The sequence below is a fragment of the Pseudomonas khorasanensis genome, assembly GCF_014268505.2.
Taxonomy (GTDB): domain Bacteria; phylum Pseudomonadota; class Gammaproteobacteria; order Pseudomonadales; family Pseudomonadaceae; genus Aquipseudomonas; species Aquipseudomonas khorasanensis.
In genome coordinates this window covers 47,552-74,164 of sequence record NZ_JABWQP020000004.1, presented here as the reverse complement: position 1 = coordinate 74,164, position 26,613 = coordinate 47,552, and the positions used below count along the sequence as shown (strand labels likewise).

General features: G+C 60.0%; 21 protein-coding genes. 5 read left to right on the top strand and 16 right to left on the bottom strand.

What is annotated here, in order from left to right; translation table 11 throughout:
- The first annotated feature begins 7 nt into the window (after positions 1-7).
- Positions 8-451, top strand: coding sequence for an excinuclease (locus tag HU727_RS11915; protein WP_186531876.1), 444 nt, complete (start codon positions 8-10; stop codon positions 449-451).
- Positions 452-566: 115 nt separating this feature from the next.
- Here the strand turns inward: HU727_RS11915 and HU727_RS11910 are convergent, their stop codons facing one another.
- Entirely contained in the window at positions 567-752 is a 186-nt protein-coding gene (locus HU727_RS11910; protein WP_186531877.1) for a helix-turn-helix domain-containing protein, read from the bottom strand.
- Positions 753-1,027: 275 nt separating this feature from the next.
- Entirely contained in the window at positions 1,028-1,930 is a 903-nt protein-coding gene (locus HU727_RS11905) for a LysR family transcriptional regulator (RefSeq protein ID WP_186531878.1), read from the bottom strand.
- 151 nt (positions 1,931-2,081) lie between these two features.
- Between HU727_RS11905 and HU727_RS11900 the strand changes: the two genes are divergently transcribed.
- The 3 genes from HU727_RS11900 (at position 2,082) to HU727_RS11890 (ending at position 5,314) form a co-directional block, all read left to right on the top strand.
- The gene (locus HU727_RS11900; RefSeq protein ID WP_437180409.1) at positions 2,082-3,326 is read left to right on the top strand and encodes an MFS transporter; all 1,245 of its coding nucleotides are present in this window, start codon (positions 2,082-2,084) and stop codon (positions 3,324-3,326) included.
- A 78-nt stretch (positions 3,327-3,404) separates the two neighbouring features.
- Positions 3,405-4,673, top strand: coding sequence for an AAA family ATPase (locus HU727_RS11895; RefSeq protein ID WP_186531880.1), 1,269 nt, complete (start codon positions 3,405-3,407; stop codon positions 4,671-4,673).
- On the top strand, positions 4,670-5,314 hold the full coding sequence (locus tag HU727_RS11890; RefSeq protein ID WP_186531881.1) for a retron system putative HNH endonuclease: 645 nt from the start codon (positions 4,670-4,672) through the stop codon (positions 5,312-5,314). Before HU727_RS11895 ends, HU727_RS11890 begins: the two co-directional genes overlap by 4 nt.
- Positions 5,315-5,371: 57 nt before the next feature.
- Here the strand turns inward: HU727_RS11890 and hemE are convergent, their stop codons facing one another.
- The 11 genes from hemE to HU727_RS11835 all read right to left on the bottom strand — a co-directional run bounded on the left by hemE (position 5,372) and on the right by HU727_RS11835 (position 21,186).
- Entirely contained in the window at positions 5,372-6,439 is a 1,068-nt protein-coding gene (hemE, locus tag HU727_RS11885; protein ID WP_083367241.1) for a uroporphyrinogen decarboxylase, read from the bottom strand.
- Positions 6,440-6,692: 253 nt separating this feature from the next.
- The gene (locus tag HU727_RS11880) at positions 6,693-8,111 is read right to left on the bottom strand and encodes an FAD-dependent oxidoreductase (RefSeq protein WP_007909438.1); all 1,419 of its coding nucleotides are present in this window, start codon (positions 8,109-8,111) and stop codon (positions 6,693-6,695) included.
- A gap of 33 nt (positions 8,112-8,144) precedes the next feature.
- Positions 8,145-12,590, bottom strand: coding sequence for a glutamate synthase large subunit (gltB, locus tag HU727_RS11875; protein WP_186531883.1), 4,446 nt, complete (start codon positions 12,588-12,590; stop codon positions 8,145-8,147).
- A gap of 350 nt (positions 12,591-12,940) precedes the next feature.
- Positions 12,941-14,536, bottom strand: coding sequence for an AAA family ATPase (locus HU727_RS11870; protein WP_186531885.1), 1,596 nt, complete (start codon positions 14,534-14,536; stop codon positions 12,941-12,943).
- Positions 14,537-14,546: 10 nt separating this feature from the next.
- The gene (aroB, locus tag HU727_RS11865) at positions 14,547-15,647 is read right to left on the bottom strand and encodes a 3-dehydroquinate synthase (RefSeq protein ID WP_186531887.1); all 1,101 of its coding nucleotides are present in this window, start codon (positions 15,645-15,647) and stop codon (positions 14,547-14,549) included.
- Between the two features lie 152 nt (positions 15,648-15,799).
- Positions 15,800-16,318, bottom strand: a complete 519-nt coding sequence (gene aroK / locus HU727_RS11860; RefSeq protein WP_186531889.1) for a shikimate kinase AroK — start codon at positions 16,316-16,318, stop codon at positions 15,800-15,802.
- Between the two features lie 4 nt (positions 16,319-16,322).
- A complete protein-coding gene (locus HU727_RS11855; RefSeq protein WP_186531891.1) occupies positions 16,323-18,401 on the bottom strand; it encodes a type IV pilus secretin PilQ in 2,079 nt (692 codons plus the stop codon).
- A 13-nt stretch (positions 18,402-18,414) separates the two neighbouring features.
- Positions 18,415-18,939: a pilus assembly protein PilP gene (locus HU727_RS11850; RefSeq protein WP_186531893.1), complete on the bottom strand. Its 525-nt coding sequence runs from the start codon at positions 18,937-18,939 to the stop codon at positions 18,415-18,417.
- A complete protein-coding gene (gene pilO, locus HU727_RS11845; RefSeq protein ID WP_186531895.1) occupies positions 18,936-19,559 on the bottom strand; it encodes a type 4a pilus biogenesis protein PilO in 624 nt (207 codons plus the stop codon). The genes HU727_RS11850 and pilO overlap by 4 nt, the downstream gene beginning before the upstream one ends.
- Positions 19,556-20,122, bottom strand: coding sequence for a PilN domain-containing protein (locus tag HU727_RS11840; protein WP_186531897.1), 567 nt, complete (start codon positions 20,120-20,122; stop codon positions 19,556-19,558). The genes pilO and HU727_RS11840 overlap by 4 nt, the downstream gene beginning before the upstream one ends.
- A complete protein-coding gene (locus tag HU727_RS11835; RefSeq protein ID WP_186531899.1) occupies positions 20,122-21,186 on the bottom strand; it encodes a pilus assembly protein PilM in 1,065 nt (354 codons plus the stop codon). The genes HU727_RS11840 and HU727_RS11835 overlap by 1 nt, the downstream gene beginning before the upstream one ends.
- 219 nt (positions 21,187-21,405) lie before the next feature.
- Here HU727_RS11835 and HU727_RS11830 point away from each other — a divergent pair, with 219 nt between their 5' ends.
- Positions 21,406-23,850, top strand: coding sequence for a penicillin-binding protein 1A (locus tag HU727_RS11830; protein WP_437180408.1), 2,445 nt, complete (start codon positions 21,406-21,408; stop codon positions 23,848-23,850).
- 220 nt (positions 23,851-24,070) lie between these two features.
- Here HU727_RS11830 and HU727_RS11825 read toward each other — a convergent pair whose 3' ends face one another.
- The 3 genes from HU727_RS11825 to rpmE all read right to left on the bottom strand — a co-directional run bounded on the left by HU727_RS11825 (position 24,071) and on the right by rpmE (position 26,568).
- Positions 24,071-25,339: a malic enzyme-like NAD(P)-binding protein gene (locus HU727_RS11825; RefSeq protein ID WP_186531903.1), complete on the bottom strand. Its 1,269-nt coding sequence runs from the start codon at positions 25,337-25,339 to the stop codon at positions 24,071-24,073.
- A gap of 183 nt (positions 25,340-25,522) precedes the next feature.
- Positions 25,523-26,323, bottom strand: a complete 801-nt coding sequence (locus tag HU727_RS11820) for a thermonuclease family protein (RefSeq protein ID WP_186531905.1) — start codon at positions 26,321-26,323, stop codon at positions 25,523-25,525.
- Positions 26,324-26,337: 14 nt separating this feature from the next.
- Positions 26,338-26,568, bottom strand: a complete 231-nt coding sequence (gene rpmE, locus HU727_RS11815) for a 50S ribosomal protein L31 (RefSeq protein ID WP_186531907.1) — start codon at positions 26,566-26,568, stop codon at positions 26,338-26,340.
- Between the last annotated feature and the right edge of the window lie 45 nt (positions 26,569-26,613).

Below are 26,613 nucleotides of genomic sequence, written 5' to 3'. Positions count from 1 at the left end.
GACCTTCATGCACTTCAAGAAACTCGCTGCCGCCACTCTGTTGCTCTGCGCCTTGCCCGCGGTCAGCCAGGCCCGCGACACGGCGGTCTACCTGCCGTTCGACAAAGCCGTCGCCGAAGCCACCCGCTCCGGCAAAATCGATGGCAGCGTGAAGTTCTATCTGGCCGGCAACACCCCGGCCGGCAAGGTCACCGTCGTCAGCTCCGGCGCCGTGACCAACAAGAAAACCAACGCCTTCAACAAATCCGATGAAGTCGCCTGCGAGTGGGTCGCCCAATCGGCAATCATCAGCCTGCACCAGGCCGCCAAGAACGCCGGCGCCAACGCCGTGACCAATATCGTCAGCTTCTACAAGAGCAACGAGCGCAAGGACGCGCAGACCTACGAATGCCACGCCGGCGCGATCATGGCGGGCGTTGCGTTGAAGGGTGATCTGGCGAGGATTCAGTAACCGCCAGAAACGACAAAGGGCGCCATTCGGCGCCCTTTTACAGGCAGGTTGACTTGTCATCGCCGGTTACCTGCCTGGATCTGCGATGGCTGGTTGCCCCAGGATCCTCAGAGTCTCACAAGCCCCTTTCGGCATAGTTACCCATAATTTCAAGACGCGCTCGCTCTATGGTTTCATGCGCTTTGACAATGAACCGGTCATCCTCTCCTGCTTCGTCCATACAAGCCTCCAGATAATCTTTCAGGTCCGCATCCGTCAGCAGAAAATCGGCGGAGTCCCAACGCGTGAATTTTTCGATCATGGTTCTCTTCGGGAAGTGATGAGGAAACACAAATTAGCGACGATTAGGAATGCCGACAAGACAGCGGTTTCCTGTACCTGGGTAGGAGACTTCCTAACTTCGTATGATTCAGAAATGATCACTGACCACAGAGTGTGCTGCTACCGGGACCAGCACGTGTGCTGCTTCCGGCCTCTTCGCGAGCAGGCTCGCTCCCACAGGAGCTAGGACACAATTTCGGTGGAGACCCAGCTCAACTGTGGGAGCGAGCCTGCTCGCGAAAGCGCCAGCCGCCTTCACACCGTCAGAGGCTCAACCTTGCGCGTCAGCAGTTCGACAAACGCCTTGGCCATCGGCGATTTCTGATCTTTGCGCTGCACCAGCCATACCGCTGAAATCGCTTCGGGATCGAGCAGTGGGCGATAGACCACGCCGTCGATGCGCATGCGTTGGTAGGACGCCGGCAGCACGGACACGCCAAGGCCCGCCGCGACCAGGCCGATAATGGTCATTGCCTCGCCGGCCTCCTGTGCGAAGTGCGGGCTGAAGCCGGCGTCACGGGCCAGGCTCAACAACTGCGCATATAGGCCACTGCCATAGCTGCGCGGAAAAAACACGAACGGCTCCAGCGCCAGCGCCGACAGGAACAGACCTTCCTCGCTGTCCTGGACCAGCGGATGCTTCGAACTGAGCACAGCCACCAGCGGCTCACGCATCAACTCGACGACACTCAGCGAATCCGGCAAGCCGAGCGGGCGCATGATGCCCACCTCGATCGACTGATCGACCAAGGCATCCGCGACCATGGTGCTGCTCATCTCCCGCAGGCTCAAATGGACCGCGGGGAAACGCTGACGAAACGAGAAAATCGCCTGAGGGATGGTCGAGTTGAACGGCGCCGAAGAGGTGAAGCCAATCTTCAATTCCCCCAGTTCGCCCAGCTGCGCGCGCCGGGCGACATCCGCCGCCTTGTCGACCTGCGCCAATACCAGTCGCGCCTCCTGCAGGAACAAGCGGCCGGCCTCGCTCAACTCGACCCGACGATTGGTCCGCTCAAACAACCGCGCGCCCAGCTGTTGCTCCAGCGCCTGAATCTGCTGGCTCAGCGGTGGCTGCGAGATACCCAGCACCTGCGCGGCCCGGCCGAAATGCAGTTCTTCGGCGACGGCGATGAAGTAACGCAGATGACGCAGTTCCATAGGATTTCCATTAGGTCGCTGAAGCTATCAAACAGGTCGAACAATATATTGGATAGAAACATTAGCCAGCTATATGATTTTTTCATTGCCTGCCCGGCTGCGCTCTCCGAGGTCTGAAGTGAAAACTGCTGTCGCGCCCCTTGCCCACGAAATCCCGCCCCCTGCCGACGACGATACCCGCGCCGTGCTGCAGGAGATCTACATCGAAAAAGGCACGCCGGCGTTCATGCGCACGGTGCTGGCACTATTCTGTGGCGGCTTTGCGACGTTTGCCCTGCTCTATTGCGTGCAACCGATGATGCCGCTGCTGTCCCACGAGTACGGAATCAACGCTGCGCAGAGCAGTCTGATCCTGTCGGTGGCGACCGGCATGTTGGCCTTCGGTCTGCTGATCACCGGGCCGATTTCCGACCGCATCGGCCGTAAACCGGTGATGGTCGCCGCACTGTTTGCTGCCGCGTTGTGCACCATCGCCAGTTCTATGATGCCGAGCTGGCACGGCGTATTAATCATGCGTGCGCTGATCGGCCTGTCATTGAGCGGCCTGGCAGCGGTAGCGATGACCTATCTGAGCGAAGAAATCCATCCACAACACATCGGCCTGGCAATGGGTTTGTACATCGGCGGCAATGCGATCGGCGGGATGAGCGGGCGCTTGATCACCGGCGTGCTGATCGACTTTGTCAGCTGGCACACGGCGATGCTGGTCATCGGCGGTCTGGCGCTGATTGCGGCGGCGGTGTTCTGGAAAATCCTCCCGGAGTCGCGCAACTTCCGCCCCCGCTCACTGCACCCGCGCAGTTTGCTCGACGGCTTCACCCTGCACTTTCGCGATGCCGGTCTGCCGCTGCTGTTTCTTGAAGCCTTCGTGCTGATGGGCGCGTTCGTCACCCTCTTCAACTACATCGGCTATCGCTTGCTCGCGGCGCCGTACAACCTTGATCAGGTGTTTGTCGGCTTGCTCTCGGTGGTTTATCTGTCCGGCATCTACAGCTCGGCAAGGATCGGTTCGCTGGCGGACAAAATGGGCCGACGCAAAGTGTTGTGGGCGACCATTGCGCTGATGTTCGCAGGACTGGCCCTGACAATGTTCACGTCGCTGCTGTTGGTGATCGTCGGCATGCTGGTATTCACTTTCGGATTTTTTGCAGCGCACTCGGTGGCGAGCAGCTGGATCGGCCGGCGGGCGTTGAGGGCCAAGGGGCAAGCATCGTCGTTGTATCTGTTCAGTTATTACGCCGGGTCGAGCATTGCCGGGACGGCGGGCGGGGTGTTCTGGCATCTGGGCGGGTGGAATGGCATCGGCCTGTTTATTGGCGCGTTGTTGCTGATTGCCTTGCTGGTGGCGTTGAAGCTGGCGAAGTTGCCGCGGTTGCCCGGCGCAGCACAGGTTTAGCCACAACTGCGCCCTAGCGGTAATCGCACGCCAAGGTACACTGACGACATTCGTCTGTTTGGGTAAAGGGAAGCCAGAATGCGCCTGGACCGTCTCCACATTAAGAATTTTCGTTGCTACGAAGATGCCACTTTTGACTTCCAGCCTGGGTTCAATCTGGTGGTGGGGGTCAATGGCAGCGGTAAGACATCATTGCTCCAGGCCATTGCTGTTTCCTTCATCGAATTCGGCAACGCGGTAAAGCCGAGTCAGATCTCAATAAAAGATGAAGATATTCGCTTCGTCATTGACCGCTTTGAAAACAGAAGCCGTTTCGAACGGCAGTACCCGCTGCTGGTACAAGGGGCGGGGGTGTTTTTTGGCGCAACCGAATGGATTCTGAAACGAGACGGAGATGGCTTTCCCCCACTCGTGAATTCAGCTTTCGAGGCTGAGTTGGTCAAGCTCAGGCAGAAGATCAACCTGGCCATGCCGGTCGATTTACCGATGCTGGCGTTCTATCGCTCCAATCGTCGCTGGCAAGGCGCAGGCGTATCAGCAGAGTTTGCAGCCAAACAACGCCTGTCGCGTTTTGATGGTTATGCAAACTGGTTCGATGCAGTGGCAGATCTCAGTGATTTCGAGAGCTGGTTGATCGGCAGAACACTGGAACGAATGCAGGATCTTCTGGATGCCAATCAACATTCTGCAGATTTCAACGACGAGCTGGTTTGGGTCAACAGTGCTATAGCTTGCGCAATTCCTCATGCACAAAATCTGCGCTATGACCTCAGGTTGCAAAGCTTGCTGATCGACATCGACCAGAAAACCATTCCCTTCAATCACCTCAGTGACGGTCAGCGCGGCATGATCGCGCTATTCACCGACATCGCCCGCCGTATGTACATCCTCAACCCTCATATGGGCAAGGACGCCCTGAAGAATACATCAGGCGTGATCATCATTGATGAACTGGATATTCATCTGCATCCCGCGTGGCAACGCAGCATCGTTCCGGCATTGACGACAGCGTTCCCCAATGTCCAGTTCATCGCCGCCAGTCACTCCCCGCAAATCATCGGCAGCTTGAAGCCCGAAGAGGTGATCGTCCTGCACAACGGCGAATCCTCACACCCTCGCGTTACCTATGGTCTGGACTCCAGCAGCGTGCTCGAAGAAGTCATGGGCGTTGAACAGCGCGAACCCGAGATTGAAAACCTGCTCTCGGAGCTTTTTTCAACCTTGGAGAACAACGACCTGCAAAGGGCGAAATCGCAGCTTGAGGCCCTGAAGAAGAAGGCTCCGGATCTTCCGGAGTTTGCCGGTGCAGAGGCACTGCTCAGGCGCAAGGAGATTCTTGGTAAATGAAGCGAGTGCTCAAAGGAACTGAACCCGCCTCATTCACAGACTGGAAAAGCTCGGCAAACGATGAATGGGTTCCAACCTATCCCGTTCTGCAAAACCCGCAAAAGCGAGAGCTACACGCGGCCTTGTTAGAGGAACAAGGATCACTCTGCTGTTATTGCGGCAGAGAGATAGAAGCGGCTACCAGTCACATAGAACATTTGCGCCCTCAAGAGCACTTTGAAGCCCTTGCGCTGGACTACGAAAATCTTTTCGCGTCTTGTCTGCGTGAAACCAGGCCCGGCAATCCACTGCATTGTGGACACCGCAAAGGCAACTGGTTTGAAGAAGCGTTGCACATATCTCCAATGGATGAGCAATGCGAACTGCGCTTCCGATATCTGCAAAATGGCGGAATCCAGCCCGCAGACTCTGAAGACCTGCCAGCCGCCAAAATGATTGAAGTTCTGGCGCTGGATATTGCCTACCTGAACAACCGGCGCCGAGACACGATCCGTCGACTGTTTGATGATGAATTCATCGCGAGCGCCAGCAATGAAGACCTTGAACGCCTCGTCAATGTGATTCGAGCGGCCAAAGCCTCCGATCAAAAGCCTTTCGACCACATCATCGCGCGCTACGCCGAGCAATTGCTCGGTCGTTAAGGTTTGTTCAAACAAAAACGCCCGGCACTTGGCCGGGCGTTTTTTATTGTGCGCTGATCACTCGTGATACTGCGCCGACAGCTCATGCACCGCGCGCAGGAAAGCGCCCGCATGCTCCGGATCAACTTCCGGCGTGATGCCGTGGCCAAGGTTGAACACGTGGCCGCTGCCCTTGCCGTAACTGGCCAGAATGCGCCCGACTTCCGTGCGGATCGCTTCCGGTTTGGCGTAGAGCACGGTCGGGTCCATGTTGCCTTGCAGCGCCACCTTATCGCCGACGCGGGCGCGGGCGTTGCCGATGTCGCACGTCCAGTCCAGGCCCAGGGCGTCAGCGCCAGCCTCGGCGATGCTTTCCAGCCACAGGCCGCCATTCTTGGTGAAGAGGATCACCGGCACTTTGCGACCGTCATGCTCGCGGATCAGGCCGCTGACGATTTTTTTCATGTAGGCCAGGGAGAATTCCTGATACGCCGCCGCCGACAGGTTGCCGCCCCAGGTATCGAAGATCTGCACCGCTTGCGCACCGGCCATGATCTGGCCGTTGAGGTACGAGGTCACCGACTGCGCAAGCTTGTCCAGCAACAAGTGCATGGCTTGCGGGTTGTCGTAAAGCATCGCTTTGGTCTTGCGGAAATCTTTCGACGAGCCGCCTTCGACCATGTAGGTCGCCAGCGTCCACGGGCTGCCGGAGAAGCCGATCAGCGGTACACGACCGTTGAGTTCGCGACGGATGGTGCTGACCGCGTCCATGACATAACCGAGGTCTTTATGCGGATCCGGGATCGGCAGCGCTTCGATATCGGCCAGGGTGCTGACGACTTTTTTGAAGCGCGGACCTTCACCGGTCTCGAAGTACAGGCCCTGGCCCATGGCATCGGGAATGGTGAGGATGTCGGAAAACAGGATCGCCGCGTCCAGTTGCGGATAGCGGTCAAGCGGCTGCAGGGTGACTTCGCAGGCGAATTCCGGGTTCATGCACAGGCTCATGAAGTCGCCGGCGTGGGCGCGGCTGGCGCGGTACTCCGGCAGGTAGCGACCGGCCTGGCGCATCATCCACACCGGGGTGACGTCAACGGGTTGCTTGAGCAGGGCGCGAAGGAAACGGTCGTTCTTCAGGGCAGTCATGTCGGCATCCGGAAAAAAAGTGCGGGCATTTTCTCAGAGCGCGACGCAAAAGGCACGGATGTGGGTCAGCCTTTTGTCTATCGGGTCAATTTATTGCGCTGGAACACGATTTTCCGCAACACCCTAAAACAACTGTGGGAGCGAGCCTGCTCGCGAAGAGGCCGGCACATCCAACATTGAAGTTGGCTGACAGACCGCTTTCGCGAGCAGGCTCGCTCCCACAGGGTTAGTGCGTTTGGCTCAGGCGCCGGGGTTAGACGCCCAGGTAATCCAGGATCCCTTCGGCGGCATTGCGGCCTTCGAAGATCGCCGTCACCACCAGATCGGACCCGCGCACCATGTCGCCACCGGCGAAGATTTTCGGGTTGCTGGTCTGGTGCTTGTACTGACCTTGCTCGGGCGCGACAACGCGACCCTGGCTGTCGGTCTGGATCTCGAACTGCTCGAACCACGGCGCCGGGCTCGGGCGGAAACCGAACGCAATGACCACGGCGTCGGCCGGGATGATCTCTTCCGAACCCGGGATCGGCTCGGGGCTGCGACGGCCACGGGCGTCCGGTTCGCCGAGACGGGTCTCGACCACTTTCACGCCTTCGACCTTGTCTTCACCAACGATGGCGATCGGTTGACGGTTGTAGAGGAATTTCACGCCCTCTTCCTTGGCGTTCTTCACCTCTTTGCGCGAGCCGGGCATGTTCGCTTCGTCACGACGATAGGCACAGGTCACCGACTTGGCGCCCTGACGAATCGAGGTGCGGTTGCAGTCCATCGCCGTATCGCCGCCGCCAAGTACAACAACCTTTTTGCCTTTCATGTCGACGAAATCTTCCGGCGACTTTTCAAAGCCCAGGTTGCGATTGACGTTGGCGATCAGGAAATCGAGCGCGTCGTAAACGCCCGGCAAGTCCTCACCGGCAAAACCGCCCTTCATGTAGGTGTAGGTGCCCATGCCCATGAACACGGCATCGTATTCGGCGAGCAATTGCTCCATGGTCACGTCTTTGCCGACTTCGGTGTTGAGGCGGAACTCGATGCCCATGCCAGTGAAGACTTCGCGTCGATTGCTCAGCACGGTCTTTTCAAGCTTGAACTCGGGGATGCCGAAGGTCAGCAAGCCACCGATTTCCGGGTTCTTGTCGAACACCACCGGGGTCACGCCGCCGCGCACCAGTACGTCCGCGCAGCCAAGACCCGCCGGGCCCGCGCCGATAATCGCGACGCGCTTGCCGGTCGGCTTGACCTTGGACATGTCCGGGCGCCAGCCCATGGCGAATGCGGTGTCGGTGATGTATTTCTCGACCGAACCGATGGTCACCGCACCAAAACCGTCATTGAGGGTGCAAGCACCTTCACACAGGCGATCCTGCGGGCACACCCGGCCGCAGACTTCCGGCAGGGTGTTGGTCTGGTGCGACAGCTCGGCGGCCTGAAGGATGTTGCCCTCGGCCACCAGCTTCAGCCAGTTGGGAATGAAGTTGTGCACCGGGCACTTCCATTCGCAATACGGGTTGCCGCAACCCAGGCAGCGGTGGGCCTGATCGGCCGACTGCTGGGGTTTGAACGGTTCGTAGATTTCCACGAACTCTTTCTTGCGTTGACGCAACAGTTTCTTCTTCGGATCCTTGCGCCCGACATCGATGAACTGGAAGTCGTTATTCAGACGTTCAGCCATTGTTAAAACCTCATCAAACTCTTCAGGCGCATATCACTGCGGGTTGGCACGAGTGCTGGATAGCAGGGTTTTCAAGCTGGCAGCCTTGGGCTTGACCAACCAGAAACGCCGCAAGTAATCATCGAGGTTTTCAGCGAGTTCACGACCCCACTCGCTGTCGGTTTCCGCGACGTACTCGTTCAGCACGTTCTGCAAATGGCTGCGATAGGCTTCCATCGCCTCGCCGCTGATCCGCTGGATTTCCACGAGTTCATGGTTGACCCGGTCAACAAAGGTGTTGTCCTGATCGAGCACGTAGGCGAAACCACCGGTCATGCCTGAGCCGAAGTTGTAACCGGTCTTGCCCAGGACGCAGACGAAACCACCGGTCATGTACTCACAGCAATGATCGCCAGTGCCTTCCACAACCGTGTGGGCACCGGAGTTACGCACAGCGAAACGCTCGCCCGCGGTACCGGCGGCGAACAGCTTGCCGCCCGTGGCGCCGTACAGACAGGTGTTGCCGATGATTGCGCTTTCCTGAGTCTTGTAGACGCTGCCTTTCGGCGGAACGATGACCAGTTTGCCGCCGGTCATGCCCTTGCCGACGTAGTCGTTGGCGTCACCTTCCAGGTACAGGTTCAGGCCGCCAGCGTTCCACACACCGAAGCTTTGCCCGGCCGTGCCTTTGAAGCGGAAAGTGATCGGCGCCTTGGCCATGCCCTGGTTGCCATGCTTGCGCGCGATTTCGCCGGAGATCCGTGCGCCGATCGAACGATCGCAGTTGCAGATATCCAGTTCGAACTCGGCGCCGCTGAGGTCGTTGATCGCCGCGGTTGCCAGCTCGACCATCTTCTCGGCCAGCAGGCCTTTGTCGAACGGCGGGTTGCGCTCAACGCCGCAGAACTGTGGCTTGTCTGCCGGAATATGATCGCTGCCCAGCAGCGGTGTCAGGTCCAGGTGGTTTTGCTTGGCGGTCTGGCCTTCGAGGATTTCCAGCAGATCGGTGCGGCCGATCAGCTCTTCGAGGGAGCGCACGCCAAGTTTGGCCAGCCACTCACGGGTTTCCTCGGCGACATAGGTGAAGAAATTCACCACCATGTCGACGGTACCGATGTAGTGGTCCTTGCGCAGCTTCTCGTTCTGAGTCGCAACGCCGGTGGCGCAGTTGTTCAGGTGGCAAATGCGCAGGTATTTGCAGCCCAGCGCGATCATTGGCGCGGTGCCGAAGCCGAAGCTCTCGGCGCCGAGAATCGCCGCCTTGATCACGTCGAGACCGGTTTTCAGGCCACCGTCGGTCTGCACCCGGACCTTGCCGCGCAGGTCGTTGCCGCGCAGGGTCTGGTGAGTTTCAGCCAGGCCCAGTTCCCACGGCGCACCGGCGTACTTGATCGAGGTCAGCGGCGAAGCACCGGTGCCCCCGTCGTAGCCGGAGATGGTGATCAGGTCCGCATAAGCCTTGGCCACACCGGCGGCAATGGTGCCGACGCCCGCTTCCGCTACCAGCTTCACCGAAACCAGTGCCTGCGGGTTGACCTGTTTGAGGTCGAAAATCAGCTGCGACAAGTCTTCGATCGAATAGATGTCGTGGTGCGGCGGTGGCGAAATCAGGGTCACGCCCGGCACTGCATAACGCAGCTTGGCGATCAGCCCGTTCACTTTACCGCCCGGCAGTTGCCCGCCCTCGCCCGGCTTGGCGCCTTGCGCGACCTTGATCTGCAGCACTTCGGCGTTGACCAGGTATTCCGGGGTTACGCCGAAACGGCCTGTGGCGACTTGTTTGATCTTCGAGCTTTTGATGGTGCCGTAACGTGCTGGATCCTCACCACCTTCACCCGAGTTGGAACGCGCACCGAGGCGGTTCATGGCTTCGGCCAAGGCTTCGTGAGCTTCCGGCGACAGTGCGCCCAGCGAGATGCCAGCGGAGTCAAAGCGCTTGAGCACCGATTCCAGCGGCTCGATTTCGCTGATGTCCAGCGGCGTGTCGAGGGTCTTGACCTTGAGCAGGTCGCGAATCATCGACACCGGACGGTTGTCCACCAGCGAAGTGTATTCCTTGAACTTGGCATAGTCGCCCTGCTGCACGGCGGCTTGCAGGGTATTGACCACGTCCGGGTTGTACGCGTGGTATTCGCCACCGTGGACGAACTTCAGCAGACCGCCCTGCTGGATCGGCTTGCGCGGACTCCAGGCTTCGACGGCCAGGGCTTTCTGCTCGGCTTCAATGTCGACGAAACGCGCGCCCTTGATGCGGCTAGGCACGCCACGGAAGCTCAGCTCGCAGACCTCTTCGGACAGACCGATGGCTTCAAACAGCTGCGCACCACGGTACGAGGCGATGGTCGAAATGCCCATCTTCGACAGGATCTTGAGCAGGCCCTTGGTGATGCCTTTTCGGTAGTTCTTGAACACCTCATAGAGGTCGCCCAGCACTTCACCGGTACGGATCAGGTCGCCGAGCACTTCGTAGGCCAGGAACGGATACACCGCCGAGGCGCCGAAGCCGATCAGCACGGCAAAGTGGTGCGGATCGCGCGCGGTTGCGGTTTCAACAAGAATGTTGGAATCGCAACGCAGGCCTTTCTCGGTCAGGCGGTGGTGCACGGCACCGGTCGCCAGCGAGGCGTGGATGGGCAGTTTGCCCGGGGCGATATGGCGGTCGCTCAGCACGATCTGGGTACGACCGGCGCGCACGGCTTCTTCCGCCTGATCGGCGACATTGCGGATCGCCGCTTCGAGGCCGAGGCTTTCGTCGTAGTTGAGGTCGATGATCGCCCGTTCAAAACCCGGACGGTCGAGGTTCATCAGCGAACGCCACTTGGCTGGCGAAATCACTGGCGAGCTGAGGATCACACGCGAGGCGTGCTCCGGCGACTCCTGGAAGATGTTGCGCTCGGCACCGAGGCAGATTTCCAGCGACATCACGATCGCTTCGCGCAGCGGATCGATTGGCGGGTTGGTGACCTGCGCGAACTGCTGACGGAAATAGTCGTACGGCGTGCGCACGCGCTGGGACAGCACGGCCATCGGCGTGTCGTCGCCCATGGAGCCGACGGCTTCGTAGCCTTGCTCGCCGAGCGGACGCAGGACCTGATCGCGTTCTTCGAACGTGACCTGATACATCTTCATGTACTGCTTGAGCTGATCGACGTCGTAGAAAGCCGAACCGTGGTCATTGTCTTCCATGGTCGCCTGAATGCGCAGGGCATTCTTGCGCAGCCATTGCTTGTACGGATGACGGGACTTGAGACGGTTGTCGATCGCATCGGTGTCGAGGATCTGTCCGGTTTCGGTGTCCACGGCAAGGATCTGGCCCGGGCCGACACGGCCCTTGGCGATCACGTCTTCTGGCTGGTAGTTCCAGACGCCGATTTCCGACGCAACGGTGATGAAACCGTTGGTGGTGGTAACCCAGCGCGCCGGACGCAGACCGTTACGGTCGAGCAGGCACACCGCGTAGCGACCGTCGGTCATGACCACGCCGGCCGGGCCGTCCCACGGTTCCATGTGCATCGAGTTGTACTCGTAGAACGCACGCAGATCCGGGTCCATGGTTTCGACGTTCTGCCACGCAGGCGGAATGATCATCCGCACGCCACGGAAGAGGTCGATGCCGCCGGTAACCATCAGCTCAAGCATGTTGTCCATGCTCGATGAGTCGGAACCGACACGGTTGACCAGCGGGCCGAGCTCTTCCAGATCCATCAGATCATTGGTGAACTTGGTCCGGCGGGCCTGCGCCCAGTTGCGGTTACCGGTGATGGTGTTGATCTCGCCGTTGTGGGCGAGGAAGCGGAACGGCTGTGCCAGCGGCCACTTCGGCAGAGTGTTGGTGGAGAAGCGCTGGTGAAACACGCAGATCGCGGTTTGCAGGCGCTCGTCGCTCAGGTCTGGATAAAACGCCGCCAGGTCGGCCGGCATCATCAGGCCTTTATAGATGATGGTCTTGTGCGAAAAGCTGCAGATGTAGTGGTCGGTGTCGGCGGCATTGGATACCGACGAACGGCGACGGGCGCTGAACAGCTTCACGGCCATGTCCTGATCGCTCAGGCCTTCACCGCCGATGTAGACCTGCTCGATCTGCGGCAGGCGCTCAAGGGCCAGGCGGCCGAGGACGCTGGTGTCGATCGGCACCTTGCGCCAACCGATCAGTTGCAGGCCTTCGGCAAGGATCTCGCGGTTCATGTTCTCGCGAGCGGCTTCGGCCTTGGCCGGATCCTGATTGAAGAAGACCATGCCCACGGCATATTGCCTGGGCATTTCGGCGCCGAAGCTTTCCAGGGCAATGGCTCGCAGAAAGGCGTCGGGTTTTTGAATCAGCAGACCGCAACCGTCACCGGTCTTGCCGTCGGCATTAATCCCACCGCGGTGGGTCATGCAGGTCAGGGCCTCGATGGCCGTTTGCAAAAGGGTATGACTGGGCTCGCCCTGCATATGAGCTATCAGGCCGAAACCACAGTTATCCTTGAATTCATCTGGTTGGTACAGACCTGCTTTCATAGACACTTTCTCACCAGGCTGCCTCTATTGGAGGCAAATTTCTTTTCAATTCAACCACTTGCATTCCGCGCCGAACGTACGCCGGCTTGGCGGGGCAAAAGGGTGGTCATTGTACACAGCGACACAGAGGCTCACAAATTTGACGACGAACTGTCGCAAATTCATGTCGCAATTGTGAAAGGTTTAAAGCGATATGCTGTGCTAGTCAAAACTTTTTTAAATTCTGACCGCAACGACTCAAAGACTACTGTGACGCAGACACCACAAGGCACGCGGCCTTTTCAGGCGGCGCGCACTTGGGGAAATTTTGAGGTGCCGGGAGAGGCGACCTGGGTAAGGTCGCCGAATCTTCAGCGAGTTGTTGCCAGTTCCTGTTGGACGCTGGCGACAGTGCGAGGCCAAGGTTTACCAGCCTGAACCTTCGCTGGCAAGGCCTTGATGGCAGAAACAGCCGCATCACGATTGGCAAAGTTGCCATAGGTGATCACGTAGAGCGGCTTGCCGTTGAGGACTTTCTTGAAATAACGGTACTCGCCGCCCTGCTCCTTGACGAAGCTCTGCGCGGCAGTTTCCGAGCTGGTGCCGAGGATCTGCACGACATAATTGCTGGTCGGCTGACCGGCGTACCAGCTGCCGCCGGCCGCTTTGGCAACGGTGACTGGCTTGGCAGCGGTGGCCGGTTTGGCCGCAGCGGCTGGCGCCGGTTTCGCGGCGGGCGCTGGCGTTGCCGGAGCAGGCTTGGCCGTGGCGATTTGCGTCGGTGCCGGGGTTGGCGCCGGCTTGGCGGCAGGGACCGGAACCGGTGTTGGCGCAGGGCCTGCTGGAACGCCAGCAGGCGGCGCGGAGGTGGTCACGGTTGGCGGCGTATCGCTGGAGCCTTCCAGCGGCACACCGTCATCGCCTTCGGTAATGCCACCGGCGGCTTCGGCCAGCGGGCCACGCATAACCGGTTGTGAGTTGCCGACCAGCGGCAGCGGCATCGGCTGGGTGTTGCCGGCGAACTCAACGGACGGGTTGGCGCCATTCGCTGCGCCCTGGCCCAATGGCAATTGTGCCTGTTCAGTGGCCGGAGCACCGGTGGTCGGTGCCTTGCTGCGACCCGGCATCAGCCAGGCGGCGGCAACCGCGACCACAACGACGGCGGAAATCGCCAATACGTGTTTCTTCGGCATGTTGAACCCCATACTTGGACGCTTGACCGCGGAGCGGCTGGCAATCATGACTTCGATCAGAGCATCGCGAGCGACCTGGTTGATGTTGCCCGGCCAGCCCTCGGAGCTTTCGTGAATATCAGAGATCTGATCCGCAGTGAAAAGTTCGACACCCCGGCCCGCACCTTCCAGCCGCTGGTCGAGATATTCGCGGGTCTCTTCTTCGGTGTACGGCTGCAATTCGATGACGTGGAAACGCTCTTCTTCGAGGTGCAAGGCCTCGAGCTGAGCGATCAGCGATGACTCGCCGAACAGGAACACGTGAGGGCGCCCTTCCGGAGTGCCCGCGCCCAGCGCCATCAGCGCCTCAAGCGCCGACTCGTCGAGCTGCTCGGCGTCGTCCACCAGCAGATAGACTTCCTGCCCGGTCAGGGCAAGCTGCACCACTTGCTCCAGAATCGCACCGAGTTCGGCCTGAGCGACGTCCAGCGCCTGCGCCACCTGGCGCAATACGCCGGCAGCATCACCGGCGCCACGGGCGGAAACCACCACGCTCTGCACCGACTGCTTGTTCGTGCTGGCGACCAGCGCCTGACGCAGCAAGGTCTTGCCGCTGCCCTGCGGGCCGGTCACCACCAGCAGCAGCTGGCTGTAACGCGCCAGGTGATGCAGTTGACCCAGCACCGGCTTGCGCTGGGCCGGAAAGAATTTGAAGCCCGGCACCCGTGGCGCGAAGGGGTCGTGACTTAACTGAAAATGGCCGAGAAACGCCTCGTCGGCATGCAAACTAGTCATCGGAATCGTTTTAACCTTTAAGCTGAGCCAGGGCGCGGTAATCCGCTCCCAGCGTGGCCTGTAGAACCTCTTTCGGATAATCGTCGGTCACTACCGCTTCGCCCATCCGGCGCAGCAGCACCAGGCGCAGACGACCGTCGATCACTTTTTTATCAATTGCCATGTGTTGAAGAAAATCGGCTTCGGTCATCTCTGCAGGCGGGATCACCGGCAGGCCGGCACGCTGGAACAGACGAATACCGCGATCACGCTCCTGCTCGCTGATCCAGCCGAGACGAGCGGACATCTCCAGCGCCATCACGGTACCTGCCGCGACCGCCTCACCATGCAACCAGACACCATAGCCCATGTGGGTCTCGATGGCGTGGCCGAAGGTGTGGCCGAGATTGAGCGTGGCGCGCACACCGGTTTCCTTTTCGTCAGCGCCGACCACGGCAGCCTTGGCCGCGCAGGAACGTTCGATCGCATAAGTCAGGGCTTTCTGATCCAGCGCACGCAGGGCGTCGACGTTTTCTTCGAGCCAGGTCAGGAACGGCTCGTCACAGATCAGACCGTACTTGATGACTTCCGCCAGACCTGCCGACAGCTCACGCTCAGGCAGGGTTTTCAGCGAAGCGGTATCAATCAGCACAACGTTCGGCTGATAGAACGCGCCGACCATGTTCTTGCCGAGCGGGTGGTTGATGCCGGTCTTGCCGCCCACCGACGAATCGACTTGGGACAGCAGCGTGGTAGGGATCTGAATGAAATCGACACCGCGCTGATAGCAGGCGGCAGCAAAACCGGCCATGTCGCCGATCACACCGCCACCCAAAGCAATGACGGTGGTGCGGCGGTCGTGACGGGCAGTCAGCAGACCGTCGAAAATCAGCTGCAGGGTTTCCCAGTTCTTGAAGGCTTCGCCATCGGGCAATACCACCGAGATCACCGAGAACTGCCCCAGGCTGCGGGTCAGACGTTCAAGATAGAGCGGCGCAACAGTCTCGTTGGAGATGATTGCCACCTGCCGCCCGTGGATATGCGGCGCCAGCAACTCGGGCTGATCCAACAGACCTTCGCCAATATGAATCGGGTAGCTGCGCTCGCCTAGATCGACCTTGAGTGTCTGCATGTGTCCCCACAGTGAAGATGGAAGCAGGCATCCTGCCCTGGAATTATTTGTGTTCTGCGGCTTCAGCGGATATGACGCCGCTGGCGCGCCATCCGCCACACCCTCGGCAGGCAGTAACGGGACGCCGAGGATAGCGCATTTCGGGCGATGCTTTAACGGGGTGGCAACTGCGCGAGGCGGTCTAGAATGTCGAGCACCACCATGCGTGGGGGCCGCTCGTCGGTTTCCACCACCAGATCGGCAATTTCCCGGTACAGCGGATCCCGAATCGTCAACAGGTCACGCAGGGTTTTTGCCGGATCGGCCGTGCGCAGCAGCGGTCGATTGCGATCGCGGGAGGTGCGCCCGACCTGCTGTTCGACGGAGGCATGCAGATACACCACACGCCCGCCTTCATGCAGCGCCTTGCGATTGGCATCACGCATCACCGCGCCGCCACCGGTCGCCAGCACCACGCCATCGAACGCGCACAGCTCGGCGATCATCGCCTGCTCACGGTCGCGAAAGCCGGGCTCGCCTTCCTTGTCGAAAATCCATGGGATATTGGCACCCGTGCGCAGCTCAATTTCCTTGTCGGAATCTTTGAACGGCAGGCGCAGCTCTTTGGCCAGCAATCGGCCGATGGTGCTTTTGCCAGCACCCATCGGTCCTACAAGTATCAAATTTCGCACAGAATCAACGACTCACAGCAATCGCCTGGTTATTCATGATACGCGGAGTGAGAAATACCAGCAGCTCGGATTTTTTCTCCGAAACCACATCACGCCGGAAAAGGCGGCCAAGATACGGCACATCGCCAAGAAATGGCACCTTATCTACAACCTTGCTCTGAGTATTTGAAAAAACACCGCCGATTACGATGGTCTCGCCGTCATTCACCAGCACCTTGGCGTTGACCTCGTTCTTCTTGATCGGCGGCACATCCTGCACCTTGTTCAGATAGTCCGGTTCATCCTTGGTGACCTTGACCTCCATGATGATGCGGTTGTCGGGTGTGATTTGCGGCGTGACTTCAAGCGACAGCGAGGCCTCTTTGAACGATACCGACGTAGCGCCGCTGGAACTGGCTTCCTGATACGGAATCTCGGTGCCTTTGAGGATCTTTGCGGTTTCCTTGTCCGAGGTGACGACTTTCGGTTGCGAGACAATCTCGCCGTTGCCGGTCTTCTCCATGGCCGTCAATTCCAGATCAAGCAACACGTTGTCGGTGATGAAGGCGATGCCGATCCCCGACGTATTGTTGACCGTACCCATGTCGACGAACGGCGAGTTGGTGCTGGTGCTGCCCGGCGTCCCGATGGTCGTCGATGAACCGTTGACCCCTGAGGCGTTCCAGTTCCCTTTGTTCTGCACCGAGCCGCCCCAACGCACCCCCAGGCTCTTGTCGTAATCGACGTTGGCTTCGACGATGCGCGCCTCGATCATTACCTGACGCACCGGAATATCCAGTTGCGCGACGATCCGCCGTAATTCGTCGAGGCGATCCTGGGTCTGGTAGGCAATGATGTTGTTGGTCCGTTCATCGACGGTGATAGAGCCGCGTTCATCGATTTTCGCTTCGGCGCTGGTGACGGACTGGAACAACTTGGCGATGTCGGCTGCCTTGGCGTAATTCACTTGCAGCAGCTCGCGACGCAACGGCGCCAGCTCGGCGATCTGCTTCTGCGACTCCAGTTCCTGACGCTCACGAGCGGCGATTTCATCGGCCGGCGCGACCAGCAGCACGTTGCCGATCTTGCGTTTATCCAAGCCTTTGGTTTTGAGCACCAGGTCCAGCGCCTGATCCCACGGCACGTTTTGCAGGCGCAAGGTGATGCCGCCCTGCACCGTGTCACTGGCCACCAGGTTGAGATTGGTGAAATCCGCGATCAGCTGCAGCACCGAGCGTACGTCGATGTCCTGAAAATTCAGTGAGAGCTTGTCGCCAACGTAAGCCTGGCGGTCGGCATTACGCTTTTGCAGGTCGTCAACGCTCATCGGGCGGATGCTGACGGTGAGCTTGTTGTCGGTCTGGAACGTTGAATAGTCGAAAGTGCCACTGGGCTCGACGCTGATCACCGTGCGATCGCCGATGACCGCAGCGTTGACGAATTGCACCGGCGTGGCGAAATCCTTGACATCGAGGCGCACGCGCAGTTTTTCCGGCAGCTGCGTGCGAGCAAAGCCTAGGATGATTTTGCCGTCATGCTCCTGGATGTCCGGGGCGATGGTCGGATCGGACAGGTCGATGACCACGTTGCCCTCGCCCTCAGTGCCGCGCTGAAAATCGACGCCGCGAATCGACCGGTTTCGCGGCACGAAGGATTTGGCAGGCGCCGCAGTGGCAGTGGCGCCGCGCGGTGCAGCAGCGGCCGGGCGAGGCGCCGCTGCGGAGGCGCCCTGACCGACCACCACAAACAGATTATTCCCCTCGATCCGGGTGCTGTAAGGCGCCAGCTGCGTCAGGCTGACAATCAGCCGCGTACGATCCTTGGCTTCGGCCACCGTGGCCGTGCGGGCATTGCCGCTGCCCAGATCAAGATTTCTGTTGGCCAACTGACTCGTAACACCGGGCAAATCCAGCGCAATGCGCGCTGGAGATTCAGTGGTGTAACCCTTGGGTGACGGCGGCGGACCGTCGAATGACAGCTTCAGTTCGACGCGGTCACCAGGCAGCGCCGCGACATCCAGCGCTTTCAGATTGGCCGCAAATACCATCGGTGACACCAGCGCTATCCATAGCGAAAAACCGAGGGTGGAGAAAATCCTGTTCATTATTCGACTTCCACTATGAGTGCTCTTTCAAAGGAATGGTGCGCGGCCGCTCCAGCCAGGCGCCGGCGCCGTCGGGCACGATCTCCACGACATCGACCTGGGTGGCGCTGATGGCGACGATGCGGCCGTCGTTGCGGCCCAGATAATCGCCGACCTTCAGACGATGGACCCCGCCCGCGCCGCGTAACAGCGCAAAGGAGCCCGAGGCGTTCGCGATCGTGCCGACCATTTCAAACTGCTCGATATTGAAGCCTTCGAGGTATTGCTTGACGCGGCCGGGGTCGGGTTTGACGTTGCGCGAGCCGTGCTTCTGCCCAGCCAGATCGACCCGCGCCTGGCGCGAAAACGGACTGCGCAGGTTGGCGGCGCTGTAGGTGAACGTGGGGTAAGACCGGAATGTCGGCGTTGGTTCAATCTTGCCCGGTGGGCGCAGTCGCACTTCATTAAGGTAGGCGTCCAGGTCGCTGAAGTCGTCGCCCCCACCGCAGCCGCTCAACGCCAGCAAAACGGGAAGTACGACATAACGAAGCAGGGTCATTTTTCCAGCCCCTTGTCGTTATAGCGATACGTCTTGGCGAGGATGCTCATGCGCAGCTTCGGCCCCTCTTCGGGATTGGCGGGCGCCAGCTCGAAGTCGTGCAGGGTGACAATGCGTGGTAGTCCGGCGACGCCGCTGACGAAGGTGGCGAGGTCGTGATAGGCACCGGTCACAGTGATCTGGATCGGCAGTTCGATGTAGAACGGCTGGGTCACTTCCGGCAGCAGCTTGATCTCTTCAAACTCCAGGCCGCTGCCCAGGCCGGTACGGGTAATGTCTTCGAGCAAGCCCGGCACTTCAGTGTCGCTGGGCAACTGCCGCAGCAAAACGCCAAAGGTGTTTTCCATCTCCTTCATCTGCTGGGTGTAGAGCTCGAGGTTGGCGGAAAGGCGCGCCTTGCTGGCGAACTGCTCCTTGAGCGTGGTTTCTTCTTCACGCGTAAGGTCGAGCTGATTCTCCATGTCACTGAGGAAAAAGTTATAGCCCAGCGCCAATACCAGCACCATCACCAGCGCACCGCAAAGCGTTTTCACCGCAGGCGGCCAGGAACCGATATTGCTGGTGTCCAGGTCGTTGAAATCGATATTGCGCAGGCTGGCCAGCCACTCGGACGCTTTCATTGCTCGTCCTCCGTGACTTTGGGCTGGGTCTGACGAACGGTCAGTTGAAAGACATTGGCCTGTTCGACCTGATCAGCGCTGGTCGCCTTGACTTCATTCAGGCTCGGCGCGTCGAACCAGTCGGACGCATCAAGGTTACGCATCAACTCGGAGACCCGGTTGTTGGACTCCGCCGCGCCAGTGATGGAGAGGGTCTTGCCGGCCATTTTGACGTCGGTGAAATAGACGCCGTCCGGCAACGTACGCGCCAGCTGATCGAAAATCCGCCCGCTGATCTGCCGGTTGCCCTGCAGGTCCTGGATGATGCGCATGCGCTCGACCAGTTGCTGGCGGCGCGCCTTGAGTTCGCTGATCTGCCTGATGCGCTCGTCGACCACGGCGATCTGTTTGCCGATGTAATCGTTGCGCGCCATTTGTCGCTCAATGGCAGCGCTGATGATCTGCTCGGCAATGAGCACCGCGCCGATCGAACCGGCCAGTACGCCGATCAATACCAGCAGAAAGCGTTTGCGCCGCTCTTCACGGCGCTCTTCGCGCCACGGTAAAAGGTTGATCCGCGCCATCAGTTGAAACTCCTGAGCGCGAGCCCGCAGGCAATCATCAGCGCCGGCGCGTCACTGGCCAGGGCACCGGCGTTGACCTTGCTCCCGAGGGCCATGTCGGCAAACGGGTTGGCCACCTGGGTCGGGGTGTTCAGGCGCTGCTCGATCAGGCGATCCAGCCCCGGCACCGAGGCTGTACCTCCGGCAAGCAGAATGTGATCGACCGCGTTGTACTGGCCAGAGGCGAAGAAAAACTGCAGAGAGCGTGAAACCTGCTGCACCAGCGCCTCGCGAAACGGCTGCAGGACTTCGCTGACGTAATCATCGGGAAGGCCGCCCTGCTTTTTCGCCAGCCCCGCCTGCTCGACCGTCAGGCCGTAGCGACGCTGGATCTCTTCGGTGAGCTGGCGCCCGCCGAACAACTGCTCGCGGGTATAGATGATCTTGCCGTTGTGCAGGACGCTAAGGGTGGTCATGGTGGCGCCAATGTCGACCACTGCCACGGTCAAGCGCTCCTGAGAAGCCGCCAGCTGCGTCGCCAGCAGGCCGAACGAGCGCTCCAGTGCGTAGGCTTCAACGTCCACCACCCGGGCCGTCAGCCCGGCGAGCGCAAGCGCCGCTTCACGGACTTCGACATTTTCCTTGCGACAGGCTGCGAGCAGCACGTTGACCCGTTCCGGGTTGCGCGGCGATACGCCCTGGACTTCGAAGTCGATGGCAACCTCATCCAGCGGATAGGGAATGTACTGGTCGGCCTCGATCTTCAGCTGGTTTTCCAGTTCGTCATCGGAAAGCCCGGCGTCCATTTCGATGACCTTGGTGATCACCGCGGAGCCGGCCACCGCCACCGCCACGCTCCGGGTTCCGGTACGGGCCTTGACCAGCAGCCGACTAAGCGCCTGACCGACACCTTCCAGCTCGGCGATGTTTTTCTCGACCACGGCATTGGCCGGCAACGGCTCGACCGCATAGGCCTCGACCCGGTAGCGTTCGCCCTGACGGCTCAGTTCCAGCAGCTTCACCGACGTGGAGCTGATGTCGATCCCCAGTAACGTATTGGTCTTTTTATTGAAGAGTCCCAGCACTACCAATTCCCTATGACTTTCCGTGAGTTACGGACTCTGTAATACGCATTGCGTTCCTTCACCCCCGTCTTGACAGAAGCGCCAATGACGCCCCCGACGGAAAAGTGCTTATAATGCCCAGCGTTTTTTTCCGCTTTTTATTGCCAGCGCGGATGGCTCTGTGTGTCGCCGGAGCCCCGTGCCAAATTCATTCTTTGCCCTGGGTGTCCAAAAGCCTTGATTCGTCTGCTGAAATTTTTCGGTTGGTCCATCGTCGCCGTTTTCTGCGGACTGTTGTTAGGTCTCAGCGGCGCGTTTCTTTACCTTAGTCCGGGTTTGCCGTCTGTGGAGGCGCTGAGAAGCATTCAGTTGCAGATTCCTCTGCGCGTGTACAGCAGCGACGACAAGTTGATCGCAGAGTTTGGCGAAATGCGCCGCACGCCGATCCGTTTCGCCGACATTCCCCCCAATTTCATTAATGCGTTACTAAGTGCTGAAGACGACAATTTTGCCAACCACTATGGCGTCGATCCGAGCAGCCTGATGCGCGCCGCGACCCAACTGGTCAAAAGCGGTCACATTCAGTCCGGCGGCAGCACCATCACCATGCAGGTGGCGAAGAATTTCTTCCTCACCAGTGAGCGCAGCTTCTCGCGCAAAACCACCGAAATTCTTCTCGCCCTGCAGATCGAACGACAGCTGACCAAGGACGAAATCCTTGAGCTGTACGTCAACAAGATCTATCTGGGCAACCGCGCCTATGGCATTGAGGCGGCGGCGCAGGTGTATTACGGCAAGTCGATCCGCGACGTCACGCTGGCACAGATGGCGATGATCGCCGGTCTGCCTAAAGCCCCGTCGCGCTTCAACCCGCTGGCCAATCCAGCGCGCAGCAAGGAACGTCGTGACTGGATCCTCGGGCGCATGTACAAGCTCGGCAAGATCACCGAAGCCGACTACACCGCTGCGGTCAACGAGCCGCTGAACGCCAGCTATCACGTGCCGACCCCGGAAGTGAACGCACCGTACATCGCCGAAATGGCCCGGGCCGAAATGGTCGGCCGTTATGGCAGCGACGCCTATACCGAAGGTTTCCGCGTCACCACCACGGTGCCGAGCAACCTCCAGGAAATGGCCAACACCGCGCTGCACGAAGGCTTGATGACCTACGATCAGCGTCACGGCTACCGTGGCCCGGAATCGCGTCTGCCGGGCAAGACCCGCGAAGCCTGGGCCAGCGAACTGACCAAGCAGCGCACGATCAGCAGCCTGGAACCCGCCATCGTCACCCAGGTCGACAAGACCGGCCTGCAAGTGCTGACGCGCACCGGCGAGGAACATGTCGCCTGGGAAACCATGAAGTGGGCGCGGCCGTTCCTCAACACCAACAGCATGGGCGCCAACCCGCGCCAGCCGTCGGATGTTGCGCAGGTTGGCGATCTGGTTCGCGTGCAGCGCCAGAAAGACAATTCGCTCAAATTCAGCCAGATCCCACAGGCCCAGGGCGCACTGGTGTCGCTGGACCCGCAGAACGGTGCGATCCGCTCGCTGGTCGGTGGTTTCGCCTTTGAACAAAGCAATTACAACCGCGCCATGCAGGCCAAGCGTCAGCCGGGCTCGAGCTTCAAGCCGTTCGTCTACAGCGCTGCGCTGGACAACGGCTACACCGCGGCCACCCTGGTCAACGATGCGCCGATCGTGTTTGTCGACGAGTACCTGGACAAGGTCTGGCGGCCAAAGAACGACACCAACACCTTCCTCGGCCCGATCCGCCTGCGCGAAGCGCTCTACAAGTCGCGCAACCTCGTCTCGATCCGCCTGCTGCAGGCGATGGGCGTGGGCAAGACCATCGACTACATCACCCGTTTCGGCTTCAACAAGCAGGATCTGCCGCCGAACCTGTCGCTGGCGCTGGGTACGGCGACGCTGACGCCCATGGAGATCGCCACCGGCTGGAGCACCTTCGCCAACGGCGGCTACAAGATCACGCCGTATATCATCGACAAGATCGAAAGCCGCAACGGCGACACGCTGTTCGTCGCCAACCCGCCGACCGTGCCGCAGGGTGGCACGGCGACAGACGGCATCGCAGCACCAACGCCGGAGTCGTTCACCGTCGGTCAGACCCCGATTGCCGGTGAAACTCCAAGCAACGCTGCCGCACCGCAGGCACCGGCCGTGGCCGAGCGCATTGTCGATGGCCGCACCACGTACATCCTCAACAGCATGCTGCAGGATGTGATCAAGCTCGGCACCGGTCGACGTGCGCTCGCGCTGGGTCGCAGCGATATCGCCGGCAAAACGGGTACCACCAACGAATCGAAAGACGCGTGGTTCTCCGGTTACAACGCCGATTACGTGACCACGGTCTGGACCGGTTTCGATCAACCCGAAAGCTTGGGTCGCCGCGAGTTCGGCGGCACCGTGGCGCTGCCGATCTGGATGAACTACATGGCCGCTGCGCTCAAGGACAAGCCGCCGCACGTCCAGCCTGAACCGGAAGGCCTGCTGAGTCTGCGGGTGGATCCGGTGAGCGGCCGCGCTGCAACGCCGAGCACGCCGGGCGCTTACTTCGAGCTGTTCAAGGCCGAGGACACACCGCCATCGGTCAACGAGCTGGGCAACGGTGCAGTACCAGGCAGCCCACTGCCGGCAGACGAGCAGGCGCCGATCGATCTGTTCTGATCCTGAAGCATTGAAAAGCCCCGCCTTCGTGAGAAGCGCGGGGTTTTTTTATGCCTTGAAGCAAAATCAAAAGATCGCAGCCTTCGGCAGCTTCTACGAGATCGCTGCCGATCCCGCGATAAATAGTAGGCGCTGCCGAAGGCTGCGATCTTTTGATCCGAACAAACAAAAAGCCCCGGCTCTCACGAACCGGGGCTTTTGCTTGAAGCGTTACAACGACTTAGCCGTTGAACACGTCATCCACGCTTTTCAGCGGGTAGTTCTTCGGATACGGCAGGGTTGCCACACCAGTCTCGATAGCAGCCTTGGCCACAGCGTCGGAGATCAGGGTGATCAGGCGCTTGTCCATTGGCTTCGGAATGATGTACTCACGGCCGAATTCCAGCGGGGCACCGCCGTAGGCATCGCACACGTCCTGAGGAACCGGCAGCTTGGCCAGTTCACGCAGGGCGTTGGCGGCAGCTACTTTCATCTCTTCGTTGATGCGCTTGGCGCGAACGTCCAGGGCACCACGGAAGATGAACGGGAAGCCCAGTACGTTGTTGACCTGGTTCGGGTAGTCCGAACGGCCGGTGGCCATGATCACGTCGCTGCGGGTGGCGTGCGCCAGTTCCGGGGAGATTTCCGGGTCCGGGTTCGAGCAGGCGAACACGATCGGGTTGGCAGCCATTGACAGCAGGCCTTCAGCGCTCAGCAGGTTCGGGCCGGACAGACCAACGAACACGTCAGCGCCCTGCAAGGCGTCAGCCAGGGTGCGCTTGTCGGTAGCGTGGGCGAACACGGCTTTGTACTGGTTCAGGTCGTCACGGCCAGAGTGGATCACGCCGGTACGGTCAACCATGAAGATGTTTTCAATGCGCGCGCCCATGCTCACCAGCAGTTTCATGCAGGAGATGGCGGCAGCGCCGGCGCCGAGGCAGACGATCTTGGCTTCCGGCAGGGTTTTGCCGGCGATTTCCAGAGCGTTGATCATGCCCGCAGCGGTCACGATCGCGGTGCCGTGCTGGTCATCGTGGAACACCGGAATGTCGCACTGCTCGATCAGAGCACGCTCGATCTCAAAGCACTCTGGCGCCTTGATGTCTTCCAGGTTGATGCCACCGAAGGTGATGGAGATACGCTTTACGGTGTCGATGAAGGCTTGCGGGCTTTCGGAGTCGACTTCGATGTCAAAAACGTCGATGCCGGCAAAGCGCTTGAACAGCACGCCTTTACCTTCCATCACTGGCTTGGAAGCCAGCGGGCCGAGGTTGCCCAGGCCCAGAATCGCGGTGCCATCGGAAATGACTGCAACCAGGTTGCCCTTGCCGGTGTATTTGTAGGCCAGTTCAGGATCGCGAGCGATCTCGCGCACTGGTTCAGCTACGCCGGGGCTGTAGGCCAGCGACAGGTCGCGGGCGGTAGCAGTGGCCTTGGTGAGCTCGACACTCAGCTTCCCTGGACGAGGATTGGCATGATATTCGAGAGCGGCAGTTTTCAGATCAGACATTTTGGCATTCCGCTTTTTACTGTTGGACAGACTGGTCAGCGAGGATACGCGCCTCGCAAAGTCCCCACAAGACTGGGCAGTCACCGCTGTCAAGCGCCCTGCCCTACGACTTTGGGCCAAGAGCCACGGCGTGCAAGGGCTGGACTGTTCACAATCAGCTTGAAAAATGTCTACAATTTTTGTTCAGCGAGCGCTTTGCAGCATCGAAGGATCGGTGAGTGGCAACATCCAGCGTGGCTGGTCCGGTTGCAAGCCGCCACGCCGCGAGCGATCAACAACCCAGCCCCGCGCCTCGACTTGCTGGCCTTTCAGCGCCTGCAAGCGAGAGACGTCGAATTGGCCGACCTGATTGGGTGCAACACGCAATACAAGCGCGTTCTGTAACTCGATCCAGATTCCGCCACGATTGCGCTGAACCTTGCTCACACGACCGCTGACCACGGTGAAGCCGGAACGCTGGATATGCTCCGCATTGAGCACTGGCGATTGCCGCCAGATGCCCCGCCCGGCCTGCCGCGCACTGCGCTCGGCCGCTTGCTGACAGGCTACAAGGTCGACATTTGGCGCCACCGCGACATGGAACCCGAAGCCATCGGCGAGCATTTGCGCCTCGAGATTAGCGCCACTGACACCATAGAGGTGCGCAAGCGTGCGCCCGTAATGGTCTTTCGCCTGCTTGCCGGGACGCAAACCGACCCGTCCGTCGCTCTCGGCCACCAACGCTTCAAGGCGTTTGCGCGCCGCGACCGCGAAGGGTTCATCGCTGCGCCCCTGCTTACCGAGTTCAGGCGTATTGAGGCCGATCATGCGCACGCTGCGGCCATCACTCAGGCGCACCGTGTCGCCATCAACCACGCGCTGCACTGCCACCGTCGTCAGCCCCGAAGGCGCGGGACAAAAAGCCTGGGCAGTGGACAGCCAAATCGCGGACACAAAAAAGGCGCCCCCAAGGGACGCCTTTTTCAGCAACGAGGAAAAGCCCACCGGGCTTCCCAACCTTACTCTGCTGCTGGAGCAGGTTTCTTGCCGAAAGCACCGAAACGGTCGGCGAAGCGCTGAACGCGGCCGCCAGTGTCCAGAGTCTTTTGCTTGCCGGTGTAGAACGGGTGGCATTCGTTGCAAACGTCGATCGACAGGGCTTTGCCGAAGGTCGAACGGGTTTCGAACTTGTTGCCACAGCTGCAGGTAACAGCGATTTCTGGGTAATTCGGGTGGATATCAGCTTTCATGGTGTCTTCCTCAGCTAGCGTGCCGCCACCCAACACGATTGTTGA

Bases quoted from the DNA above. Each gene is read 5' to 3' on its own strand.
- HU727_RS11825 (WP_186531903.1), bottom strand. From the start codon at position 25,339: ATGTCTGATCTGAAAACTGCCGCTCTCGAATATCATGCCAATCCTCGT.
- HU727_RS11910 (WP_186531877.1), bottom strand. From the start codon at position 752: ATGATCGAAAAATTCACGCGTTGGGACTCCGCCGATTTTCTGCTGACG.
- rpmE (WP_186531907.1), bottom strand. From the start codon at position 26,568: ATGAAAGCTGATATCCACCCGAATTACCCAGAAATCGCTGTTACCTGC.
- aroB (WP_186531887.1), bottom strand. From the start codon at position 15,647: ATGCAGACACTCAAGGTCGATCTAGGCGAGCGCAGCTACCCGATTCAT.
- HU727_RS11870 (WP_186531885.1), bottom strand. From the start codon at position 14,536: ATGACTAGTTTGCATGCCGACGAGGCGTTTCTCGGCCATTTTCAGTTA.
- HU727_RS11895 (WP_186531880.1), top strand. From the start codon at position 3,405: ATGCGCCTGGACCGTCTCCACATTAAGAATTTTCGTTGCTACGAAGAT.
- HU727_RS11850 (WP_186531893.1), bottom strand. From the start codon at position 18,939: ATGACCCTGCTTCGTTATGTCGTACTTCCCGTTTTGCTGGCGTTGAGC.
- HU727_RS11890 (WP_186531881.1), top strand. From the start codon at position 4,670: ATGAAGCGAGTGCTCAAAGGAACTGAACCCGCCTCATTCACAGACTGG.
- HU727_RS11880 (WP_007909438.1), bottom strand. From the start codon at position 8,111: ATGGCTGAACGTCTGAATAACGACTTCCAGTTCATCGATGTCGGGCGC.
- gltB (WP_186531883.1), bottom strand. From the start codon at position 12,590: ATGAAAGCAGGTCTGTACCAACCAGATGAATTCAAGGATAACTGTGGT.
- HU727_RS11905 (WP_186531878.1), bottom strand. From the start codon at position 1,930: ATGGAACTGCGTCATCTGCGTTACTTCATCGCCGTCGCCGAAGAACTG.
- HU727_RS11855 (WP_186531891.1), bottom strand. From the start codon at position 18,401: ATGAACAGGATTTTCTCCACCCTCGGTTTTTCGCTATGGATAGCGCTG.
- HU727_RS11840 (WP_186531897.1), bottom strand. From the start codon at position 20,122: ATGGCGCGGATCAACCTTTTACCGTGGCGCGAAGAGCGCCGTGAAGAG.
- hemE (WP_083367241.1), bottom strand. From the start codon at position 6,439: ATGACTGCCCTGAAGAACGACCGTTTCCTTCGCGCCCTGCTCAAGCAA.
- pilO (WP_186531895.1), bottom strand. From the start codon at position 19,559: ATGAAAGCGTCCGAGTGGCTGGCCAGCCTGCGCAATATCGATTTCAAC.
- HU727_RS11915 (WP_186531876.1), top strand. From the start codon at position 8: ATGCACTTCAAGAAACTCGCTGCCGCCACTCTGTTGCTCTGCGCCTTG.